The organism is Martelella sp., from assembly GCF_984369615.1.
In genome coordinates this window covers 1-10,368 of the sequence record NZ_CFHTCS010000142.1, presented here as the reverse complement: position 1 = coordinate 10,368, position 10,368 = coordinate 1, and the positions used below count along the sequence as shown (strand labels likewise).

The window sequence follows — 10,368 nt, the reverse complement described above, 5'->3', positions numbered from 1 at the left end:
TTCAGGCGGGTGTAGAAGCGAACGCCTTCCGGGCCATGCATATGGTGGTCGCCGAACAGCGAGGCCTTCCAGCCGCCGAACGAGTGGAACGCCATCGGAACCGGGATCGGCACGTTGACGCCGACCATTCCGACCTTGATCTTGTGGGCGAATTCGCGGGCGGCATCGCCGTCGCGGGTGAAGATCGCCGTGCCATTGCCGTATTCGTGGTCGTTGATCCACTGCGCCGCCTCGTCATAGCTTGCGGCGCGGGCAACCGAGAGGACCGGACCGAAGATCTCTTCCCTGTAGATCTTCATGTCGGTCGTGACATGATCGAAGAGCGTCGCGCCGACGAAGTAGCCGTTCTCATAGCCCTGCAGCTTCAGGCCGCGACCGTCGACAACGAGGTCCGCGCCTTCCTCGACGCCCGAATCGATCAGGCCGAGGATCTTGTCGCGCGCGGCCGCCGTGACGACCGGGCCCATATCGGCTTCCGGATCGGTGCCGGGGCCGACCTTGAGGGCGGCGATCCGGGGCTTCAGCTTGTCGATCAGCCGGTCGGCGGTCTCGTCGCCGACGGGAACGGCGACCGAGATCGCCATGCAGCGCTCGCCGGCCGAGCCATAGGCGGCTCCCATCAGCGCGTCGGCGGCCTGGTCCATGTCGGCGTCGGGCATCACGATCATGTGGTTCTTCGCGCCGCCGAGCGCCTGGCAGCGTTTGCCGCTCGCCGTTGCGGTCGTGTAGATATAGCGCGCGATCGGGGTGGACCCGACAAAGCTGACGGCCTGGATGTCGGGATCGGCGAGGATCGCGTCGACGGCCTCCTTGTCGCCCTGGACGACGTTGAAGACGCCGTCGGGAAGGCCAGCCTCCTTCAGCCATTCGGCAATCAGAAGGGAGGCGGAGGGGTCGCGTTCGGACGGCTTCAGGACGAAGCAGTTGCCGCAGGCAAGCGCGACCGGGAACATCCACATCGGCACCATCGCCGGAAAGTTGAACGGCGTGATGCCGGCGACGACGCCGAGCGGCTGGCGCATCGACCAGCTGTCGACGGCGGTGCCGACATTTTCGGTGAACTCGCCCTTCAGAAGCTGCGGGGCGGCGGTGGCGAACTCGACCACTTCCATGCCGCGCTGGATCTCGCCCAGCGCATCGGAATGAACCTTCCCGTGCTCGGCGGTGATCACCTTCGCCAGCTCATCGCTCCGGTCTTCGAGAATGCCGAGGAACCTGTTCAGGATACGGGCTCGGCGCAGCGGCGTCGTCTCCGCCCAGGCCGGGAAGGCGGCCGTTGCCGCTTCGACGGCGGCGCGGACGTCGGCGCCATTGGCAAGTGACAGTTCGCCGCTCTGTTCGCCCGTTGCCGGGTTGTAGGTCGGCACGGTGCGGCTGCCGGAGCCCGCGGCGATCTTGCCGTTGATGAAGTGCTGGATGGATTTCATGGTGGTTCCTCCGGTTTTTCAGGCGACAGGACCCGCCGTCCCCTTCAGCGTCATCCTCGGGCTTGACCCGAGGATCCATTGTCGCGGAGCGGTTCCGCCTGGACCCTCGGGTCAAGCCCGAGGGTGACGCAAGCAAGAGAGCATCCTGTCGCATCTCGGTTTGACTGTCACCTGTACTCTTGCCTATTAATTTCTGCAAAGAAACAGGATATTTTACAAATCCGTTGTGCAAAAATTATAGGACATCGATGGACTGGGATCATTTGCGCGTTTTTCTGGCGGTCGCCCGCCATGGCCAGTTCCTTGCGGCCGCCCGGGCGCTGACGCTCAACCATGCCACGGTTTCGCGCCGCATCAATGCGCTGGAGGAGGCGCTCGGCGAGCCGTTGTTCGAGCGCACGCCAGCCGGCTCGACGCTGACGGAGGCGGGCGAGCGGTTGCTTGTCGTCGCCGAACGGGTGGAAACGGAAATTCTCGGGATCACGGAGGATACGCGGGCGCGCGGCGCGAGCCTTGCCGGCACCGTGCGCGTCGGCGCGCCGGACGGCCTCGGCACCTATTTTCTGGCCGGCGAGCTTGGCCGCCTGCAGGAGCAGCATCCAGCCCTTGTCGTCGAGCTCGTGCCGCTGCCGCGCACATTCTCGCTGTCGAAGCGCGAGGCGGACCTTGCGATCACGCTCGACCCGCCGGAGGAGGGCAGGCTGGTCGTCTCCAAGCTGACCGACTACACGCTCGGCGTCTATGCGGCGCGCGCCTATCTGGATCGGTTCGGCACGCCAAATGACGAGCACGCGCTGTCCGGGCATGTCGCGGTGACGGGCGTGGAGGACTACGCCTATGCCTCCTCGCTGAACTATGCCAACCATCTCGGCCGGTCTGCGGGCCGGCTGTTTCGCTGCGCCGGCGTCGCCGGTCAGATCGAGGCCGTTCGCGCGGGCATCGGCATCGGCATCCTGCATGATTTCGTCGTGCGCGACAGTCCGGGCCTTGTCAGCATTCTGCCGGAGATCAGTTTCCGGCGGTCCTACTACCTGCTGTCACACCCCGATACCGGCAATCTTGCGCGCATCGCGCTGGTGCGGGCCTTTCTCACCCGGCGGTTCCGGGAGGAACGGAGCCGCTTCATCGTCGATGCGGCATAGGCTTCCTCAGCTCGGCAGGCCGAAATCCTTTTCCAGCCGTTCCCAGGTCCGGTCCATGGCCCACGGGCCGGTCATCGGAATATTGAGGTGACCGTAGATCGGGGAGAGCTGCCATTCGGCCGTTTCCTCGTCAATGCCTGCCAGTTGCTGCAGATACATGACCGCGGCCAGCCCCGTGCGGTCTGCGCCGGCCTTGCAGTGAATGAGAAGCGGCTTTTCCGCGTCGCGCATCAGCGCCAGAAGCTCCAGGCTGCGATCGAGCGGCAATTCCCGGCTGTCGGACATGCCGAAGTCGACATGGGTGATCCCGAGCGCCTCGCTTGCGGCGATTTCCTGATCATACCAGGCCCGGCCCGGATGCGCGCCGCGCAGATTGATCACCGTCCTGATGCCGTGGCGTTTGGCGTAGTCAGTCAGATCGTCGGCGCTCGGCTGAGCGGAACGATAGAGCGCGCCGGCATGAACCTCATGGAAATTGCCGGTCAACTGCAGGCCGCCGAGATAAAGCCCCCCACAGAGAAGGGCTGCGCCGGCTGTCCAGGCGCAGCGCTTCAATACGGCCTTTACCCCCATCCACTTTCGCTCCCGTGTTTCGATCGCACCATTAACGCCCGCATTTCGGCGAAACTTAGCCCGGGTGAGGCTGGATATCCACCGACATGCTGTCGCAGTGCGGAAATTATGACGAAAATCAGGCAATTTTTGTTGACAATAATACTCATGTTTTATAGCTCCTAGGCACGAGAAGCCGGCGCCTGCCGGCACAGAATGCCCAGCCAGCCAGTTCGTTTCGGGGTTTCCCGGCGTCAGCCAGCCAGGTTCTGAAGAGAACAAGAGGATTGGGTGATGCGTATGGGACTTTCCCGCACCTTCTTGCTGGCGTCGTGCACCGCACTGGCGTCGGCTGTTTTGACACATTCCGCGATCGCGCAGGATGCCACAACGGATGCTGAGGCCACGGTTCTGGCGCCGGTCAATGTGACCACGACAGGCGGCAAGGATGGCATCGCGGACACGCCGCTTGCCACGGAAACGACGCGCGACGCGCTCGACGCCAACATCGTCACGGATTTTGCCGATTTCACCCGCGTGCTTGAGCCGGGCGTCACCTTTGTCGGCGACGATTCGGGTTCGGTCAATATTCGCGGCATGCAGGGGCCGCGCGTCTCGACCGTCATCGACGGCATTCAGCTTCCCTATCTGGACGACGCCGCGCGCGGCGATGCCGCCGGCAATATGGACAGTTTCAGCTTCGATTCGATCGCGACGATCGACATCGTCCGCGGTTCGGACTCCTCGCGCTCCGGCAGCGGTTCGCTCGGCGGCACGGTCGTCTTGCGCACCCTGGAGCCTGAAGACCTGATCGACCCGGAAAAGGGCTGGGGCGGACGCACCGGTCTCATGTATGACAGCGCCGACCAGAGCATCAACGCCCAGGGCGCCTTCGCCATTCGCTCCGGCAACACCTCCATGCTGTTCCAGGGCGACCTCGGCTCCGGAAGCGAGACGGAAAACCAGGGCACGGTCGGCGGCTATGGCGCGACCCGCAGCGAGCCCAACCCGGCAAGCTTCGACGAGAACAATCTCCTGTTCAAGCTGCGCCAGCAGTTCATGGGCGCCCACACGCTCGGCCTGACACTGGAACGCTACGACCGCGACAAGGATGTCGAACTCCTGACCGAGCAGGGCAGCACCTATGCGCAGGATGACTGGAACGGCAGCGAGATCAAGCATCGCGACCGGGTCTCGATCGATTACAACTACGAGGCAATCGCCGCCGAAGGCCTGTTCGACAGCGCCTTCAGCACGTTCTACTGGCTGAAGAGCGAGCGTGAGAGCGGCACCAGCGGCACCCGCCTGCCGGGCGCGCGTCCGACCCCGCCCTATGGTCCCTATTCGCGCACGTCGAAGACCGAGGACGAGCGCTACGGCTGGTCGGGCTGGGCTCAGAAGGGCATTGAAACCGGCTCGCTCTACCACAATTTCACCATCGGCGGCGATTTCTACTATTCGCAGACGAGCCAGTATTCGAGCGGCGAGGACAATTGCGGTCCCGGACCCTATTCGCCCTTCAGCTCCTGCAATTTCCTCCACACCAACCAGGCGGATACGCCGGATGTGGACGGCTATGTCCTCGGTCTCTACGCCCATGACGAGATCCTCTTCGGCGACAGCGGCTTTGCGCTGACCCCCGGCGTGCGCTTCGACTGGTACCAGTATGACCCGAAGGAAACCGAGGCCTATACCAACAACCCGAACTACAACGGCTTGCCGGACGGGCAAAGCGACTGGCGTATCTCGCCGAAGATCCTCGCCACCTACGACCTCACCGACTTCACCCAGCTTTACGGTCAGTTCTCCACCGCCTTCCGCGCGCCGACGCCGGGCGAGCTTTACGTCGATTACGGCGGTCCGGGCACTTACCTCAGGATCGGCAATCCCGACCTCAAGCCGGAAACGAGCTGGGGCTTCGAGCTCGGCGCCAATTTCGGCGATGACGACGACGGCGGCCGGATTTCGGCCTTCTACAGCCGCTACAAGGACTTCATCGATACCCAGTCGGTCGAGCCCGGCGATGTCGGCATCGCGCCCGGTCTCTATCCCTTCGGCATCACCCAGACCGTCAATATCGACAATGTCGAGATCGCCGGCCTCGAGGCGAGCTTCCAGAAGTCGTTCATCAACAACTGGGACATCCACGCCTCGCTCGCCTTCGCCCGCGGCTTCAACATGGATACCAACGAAATCCTGGGCTCGGTGGCGCCGCTCAAGGCCGTCATCGGCGGCGGCTATAACGACGAGACCTGGGGCGTGAATTCGAACTGGATCCTGTCCGCCAAGGTGCCGGACGGCTCGACGGCCGACTTCAAGGCGCCGGGCTACGGCATCGTCGACGTCACCGCATGGTGGGCGCCGGAGCGCTTCGAGGGCATGACGCTGCAGGCCGGCGTCTACAACCTGTTCGACCAGACCTATTACGACGCCCTGGAACTGCAGGACGCGACGATGGACCAGCCGCAGAGCTTCTATTCGGAACCCGGCCGGACCTTCAAGATCTCGCTGACGCAGACATTCTGAGGTCAGGCGACAATACGAAAGAGAGGAGGCCGGACGCGAAAGCGCCCGGCCTTTGGTTTGTTGACAGAAGTTACTGCACCCTCATTCGTCAATGCTTGGGCCTGTCCGAGCATCTGAGCACGTCTCGCCGCGACAGGCGTTTCGGCTGGAAAGACGAAACAATTCAGACTGATGCAAAACAGAAGCTCCGCATATGTGGCGATGTGGCTGGATTCTCGGCACAAGGCCGAGGGTGACGTCCGTAGAATGGATGGGTTTGTCAGCAGTCCGAGATCGGAAACGACGGCGCCCGGCCTTCTCTGATGGGCCACAAAGACGCTTCTGATTTCTCCGCCGCAGGGAGAGAGTGGCAGGCCGCTCTCTACCGCCGTGCAAACGCCGTCTGCAGGAGGTCGATCTGGGCGATGACCTGGTTGTTGGCGGCTTCGGGAGCGGCGTTCTCGCGCATCAGGCTTTCGTCCAGCTTGCGGATGCGGGTCTCCAGCCGGGTCGCATGGTCGGCGAGATCGCGGAAGCCGGGCGGCAGTTCGCTCCAGGCGGAAATCCCGTCCTCGTTTCCGCCGCCGCCGAGCCTGAGCTTGCGGCGCTCCTGGACCACCTGCTCGCGCGTCATTTCGCCGGAATTGAGCGAACGCTGCAGCAAGAGCCAGGAGGCAAGCTGCATCAGCCGCGTGGTCAAACGGATCGATTCAGCGGAGTAGAGCGCTGCAGCCTTCGGGTTCAGGTGTTTCGAAGCAGCCCGGCCGGGGCCGTCGAGATAGGCGGCGGTCTCCTCGACCAGCGACATGCCCTCGGCATAAAGGGCCTCGAACTGGGGTGAATTGGCGGCCCGTCCCGCGAAATTGATCGGATTTGCCCCGGTACTGCTCATCTGCACACTCTGGCTACGCCGACCGCCGCGATACGCTGTGCGGCAGGTCTTCAACAACGTCGACAACACTTATACCTGTAGCGCATTTCCGCAACCCGTTTCTTAATGAAGGGTTAATACCCACCGCCGATTGCGCGGGACGCAAAAAAAAGAGCCGCGAGGGGCGGCTCATAAGTCAAAGGGTGATGATCGGAATAAGACAGAAATCCCGACTCCGCATGGCGGATGCCCTATAACACCTTGGAAAGGTTAATATCTGCTTAACGACCTTCGGCAAAGGCGGGTCATTTCTTCCTGAAGAGGCTTTCGGCGGTCTCGCGGCCGCTTCCCTTCTTCGAAATGGCAGCCTCGATGCGCTCGATCTCGTGGCGCAGATCCGCGACGAAGCCGTTGAGCGCCTCGACGGAATGCTCTTCAAGGTCGGCGCCGATGATATACTGGCCTTTCGGTGGTTTACGTTCGTCGTTGTCGTCGTCAGGCGGCATGGTCTTCCCTCCTTTCCTGGTCGTCGGGCGCGGGGGCGTCGCGATTGGGGTTTTTCAGCGCGACGCCCTCGGTGGTGGAGACCGGCGTCGCCGCGTCCGGCATTGCCATGAAGGTGTCGCGTTCGTCCACCGGAATGGCGGCGCGGATGCGCGAGCGGATGATGGCATAGACGAGGATCAGCAGATGGGCGCTCGCGGTGACGATAAACAGGGAATAGGGGCCGAATATCGTCATCACCGGGCCGCTGACCGTCGGGCCGATGATCGTGCCGATGCCGAACAGGAACAGCAGGCCGCTGGCGATCTTCACATAGTCTTCCGGCCGGGCGAAGTCGTTGGCGTGCGAAGCGGTGATCGGATAGAGCACGTTGGCCGTCGCGCCGTAGATCGCGATCAGGACGATCAGCGTCGTGCTGCCGGGCCTGAGGATGAGCGTGGCGATGGCGGCGGCGGCGGCAATGCCGGCAAGTCCCGCGATCACATGGCGCCGGTCCATCCGGTCCGACAGCCGGCCGACCGGCACCTGCGCCAGCGCGCCGGCGAGAATGGCGCCCGTCACCAGAAAGGCGACCTGATTGTCCGGCAGGCCCGCGCGGGCGGCGAACACGGCCACCAGCGTGCCGAAGGCGCCGTTGGCGATGCCGGTGAGCAGAACCCCGAAAAAGGCCACCGGGGAGTTGCGGTAGAGCAGTTTCAGGTCGATCCGCACGGCCTGCAGCGGCCGCGGCGAGGCGGCGTTGGAGACCGTCGTCGGCAGCATGGCGATGCAGTAGACGATGCCGGCGACCATGAACAGGATCGGCGTGTTGGGGTTGCCGAAACCGACGGCGAGCTGGCCGCCGACGACGCCGAACAGCGTGATACCGGTGTAGAAGGTGAAGACCGTGCCGCGGCTCTTGTTGTCGACCCGCTCGTTGAGCCAGCTCTCGATGATCATCTGCGTGCCTGCCATGGCAAAACCGGTCGCAGCCCTGAGCCCGATCCAGGCATACTGGTTGACGAAGACGCCGGTGATCAGCGCCACCATGCAGATCAGCGCGATGAAGCCGGAAAAGGCGCGCACATGGCCGATGCGCATGATCAGCTTCGGCGCGAACAGGCAGCCGAGCACGAAACCGGACGCCCAGGACGTGCCGATGAAGCCGAGGGCCGTGTCGCTGTAGCCTTCCGCGGTGCCGCGCAGCGGCAGGAGAAGACCATGGAGACCGTTGCCGAAAAACAGGAAGAGCGTGCCGAGGAGCAGCGCGAAAACAGGGAAGAGATTGCGTTTCATCAAGTCGCCTGGGTGAATGAAAGTCATAGAAAGGGTTTAAGCGCAACGCGGCACGGCCCGGCTTGTTCCGGCAATATTACCACCGCGTAGCGGGAATGCACTGAAGAAATCAATCCGTTACGGGTGACGCGCCGTTTCCTGCGCGCTATGACGGGGCAAAGCTCACCACAAACCGCCCGCGACAGGGCGGACAGGGACGTTGATGGCCAAGCTGATATCGCTGCTTCTCATCGCCGCCATGGCGGTTCAGATCATCAGGCCGCTCGGCCTTCCGGGCCTGAGAAAACGTATGGATTTCTGGAAGATCGCGCTCTTTGCCTTCGCGATGACGGCGCTGGTGGTGATGATTCGTCCGTCGTGAGGCAACAAAAAGGCGGCCGCGCGGGCCGCCTCATTCGTCATGCCATTGTCTGTCGCGACGCTTACTTTTTCAGAATGTCGACGCCCGGCAGGACCTTGCCTTCCATCCATTCGAGGAAGGCGCCGCCGGCGGTCGAGACATAGCTGAATTCATCCTTGACGCCGGCATGGTTCAAGGCGGAAACCGTATCGCCGCCGCCGGCAACCGAGGTGAGCTTGCCGGCTTTGGTCTGTTCGGCGGCGAATTGCGCGGCGGAGACCGTGGCGGCGTCGAAAGGCGCGATCTCGAATGCGCCGAGCGGGCCGTTCCAGACCAGCGTTTCCGCCTTGCCGATCCATTCGTTGACGACCTTGACCGAGTCGGGGCCGACATCGAGCATCATCGCATCGGCGGGAATGGCATCGATCGCCACCGTCTCGTTTGCCGCATGGGCCTTGAACTCGCGGGCGACGACGCCGTCGACCGGCAGCACGATGGCGCAGTCGGTCTTCTCCGCCTTTTCCATGATGGCGCGCGCCGTGCCGGCAAGATCATGCTCGCACAGCGACTTGCCGACATCGATGCCCTTGGCGGCGATGAAGGTGTTGGCCATGCCGCCGCCGATGACAAGCGCGTCGACCTTCTCGATCAGGTTTTCCAAGAGGTCGATCTTGGTGGAGACCTTTGCGCCGCCGACAATGGCGACGACCGGACGCTTCGGATCGCCGAGACCCTTCTCCAGCGCCTCGAGCTCGGCCTGCATGGTGCGGCCGGCATAGGCGGGCATGTGGTGGCCGAGACCCTCGGTGGAGGCATGGGCGCGATGGGCGGCGGAGAAGGCGTCGTTGACGTAGATGTCGCCGTTTTTCGCCAGTTCGGCCACGAAGTCGGGATCGTTCTTCTCCTCGCCCTTGTGGAAGCGGGTGTTTTCGAGAAGCAGGATGTCGCCGTCATGCATGGCCGCGACGGCCTTCTCGGCATCCGGGCCGACGCAGTCATCGGCGAATTTCACATCATGGTCGAGTACTTCCTCGACGGCCGGAACGATCAGCTTCAGCGACATGTCGGCCACGACCTGGCCCTTCGGACGGCCGAAATGGGCCATCAGGATGACCTTGGCGCCCTTGCCGGAGAGTTCGAGGATGGTCGGGGCGACCCGCTCTATGCGCGTGGTGTCGGTGACCCGGCCTTCGCTGACGGGCACGTTCAGGTCGACGCGGACCAGGACGCGCTTGCCGGTCAGGTCCGAAAGGTCATCGAGAGTCTTGAAGGCAGGCATGGATGTCTTCCTCTTTTGCGGTTGGAAGGGCCGGCAGGCCGGCGCTTCGGGATTTTTCGGGCCGGCAGAGGTCTGTCCTCGATCCTCGGCATGCCGGCCTTCGACGTCGGGTGCGAACAGCATCGCCAAAATCAATCTTGGGCGCATCGATTCCTAGTCAAAAACGTTGCTGGCGGCAATGACAGAGGTCAGAAAAGCCAAAAGGCAAAACCGCTCCCAGGGATGCGCGGCATCGGCTCAAAGCCCCTTGCGCAGCAGGCGCCGCACGGCGCGCTGCCAGAAAGGCGGGAAAAACTGCGACGCCTCCTCCTCCAAAGGTTCGCGCCAGACGCCGACGGACACCACATTGTGCGCGTCATCGGTCTCGCGCACGATCAGCGACAGGGGACCGAGATGCAGTCGGTCGGCGACTTCCGGCTTGCCGCCGAGCCTGTCCTTCATGAAGTCGGCAAGCGGCGTTTCCTCCTGGCCCG

Annotated in this window: 9 protein-coding genes and 1 pseudogene; 3 read left to right on the top strand and 7 right to left on the bottom strand. The window is 63.4% G+C overall.

Going from position 1 to position 10,368, the window contains the following annotated elements:
- Positions 1–1,427: CoA-acylating methylmalonate-semialdehyde dehydrogenase (locus AC5DC2_RS12600; protein ID WP_491698716.1), on the bottom strand; the 1,427-nt coding region annotated here is incomplete at its 3' end.
- Positions 1,428–1,675: 248 nt separating this feature from the next.
- On the opposite strand from AC5DC2_RS12600, the gene AC5DC2_RS12595 reads away from it, so the two are divergent.
- Positions 1,676–2,569 (top strand): LysR family transcriptional regulator, encoded by an 894-nt coding sequence (locus AC5DC2_RS12595; protein ID WP_024708143.1) that lies wholly within the window; start codon positions 1,676–1,678, stop codon positions 2,567–2,569.
- Between the two features lie 6 nt (positions 2,570–2,575).
- On the opposite strand, the gene AC5DC2_RS12590 is transcribed toward AC5DC2_RS12595, so the two are convergent.
- Positions 2,576–3,142 (bottom strand): dual specificity protein phosphatase family protein, encoded by a 567-nt coding sequence (locus AC5DC2_RS12590; RefSeq protein ID WP_024708144.1) that lies wholly within the window; start codon positions 3,140–3,142, stop codon positions 2,576–2,578.
- 273 nt (positions 3,143–3,415) lie between these two features.
- Between AC5DC2_RS12590 and AC5DC2_RS12585 the strand changes: the two genes are divergently transcribed.
- The gene (locus tag AC5DC2_RS12585; protein WP_491698715.1) at positions 3,416–5,647 is read left to right on the top strand and encodes a TonB-dependent hemoglobin/transferrin/lactoferrin family receptor; all 2,232 of its coding nucleotides are present in this window, start codon (positions 3,416–3,418) and stop codon (positions 5,645–5,647) included.
- 361 nt (positions 5,648–6,008) lie between these two features.
- Here the strand turns inward: AC5DC2_RS12585 and rcdA are convergent, their stop codons facing one another.
- The 3 genes from rcdA to AC5DC2_RS12570 form a co-directional block, all read right to left on the bottom strand.
- Complete coding sequence (gene rcdA, locus AC5DC2_RS12580) at positions 6,009–6,518, bottom strand: protease adaptor protein RcdA (protein WP_491698714.1); 510 nt, start codon at positions 6,516–6,518, stop codon at positions 6,009–6,011.
- Positions 6,519–6,802: 284 nt separating this feature from the next.
- The gene (locus AC5DC2_RS12575; protein ID WP_491698713.1) at positions 6,803–7,003 is read right to left on the bottom strand and encodes a DUF1192 domain-containing protein; all 201 of its coding nucleotides are present in this window, start codon (positions 7,001–7,003) and stop codon (positions 6,803–6,805) included.
- Positions 6,993–8,276 (bottom strand): MFS transporter, encoded by a 1,284-nt coding sequence (locus tag AC5DC2_RS12570; RefSeq protein ID WP_491698712.1) that lies wholly within the window; start codon positions 8,274–8,276, stop codon positions 6,993–6,995. The genes AC5DC2_RS12575 and AC5DC2_RS12570 overlap by 11 nt, the downstream gene beginning before the upstream one ends.
- 202 nt (positions 8,277–8,478) lie before the next feature.
- Between AC5DC2_RS12570 and AC5DC2_RS12565 the strand changes: the two genes are divergently transcribed.
- Positions 8,479–8,637, top strand: a complete 159-nt coding sequence (locus tag AC5DC2_RS12565; RefSeq protein WP_197489603.1) for a hypothetical protein — start codon at positions 8,479–8,481, stop codon at positions 8,635–8,637.
- 61 nt (positions 8,638–8,698) lie between these two features.
- On the opposite strand, the gene AC5DC2_RS12560 is transcribed toward AC5DC2_RS12565, so the two are convergent.
- Together AC5DC2_RS12560 and AC5DC2_RS12555 are read right to left on the bottom strand one after the other, a co-directional pair.
- Positions 8,699–9,895 (bottom strand): phosphoglycerate kinase, encoded by a 1,197-nt coding sequence (locus AC5DC2_RS12560; protein ID WP_491698711.1) that lies wholly within the window; start codon positions 9,893–9,895, stop codon positions 8,699–8,701.
- A 237-nt stretch (positions 9,896–10,132) separates the two neighbouring features.
- A pseudogene (locus AC5DC2_RS12555) lies at positions 10,133–10,368 on the bottom strand (potassium/proton antiporter); the annotation flags it as partial.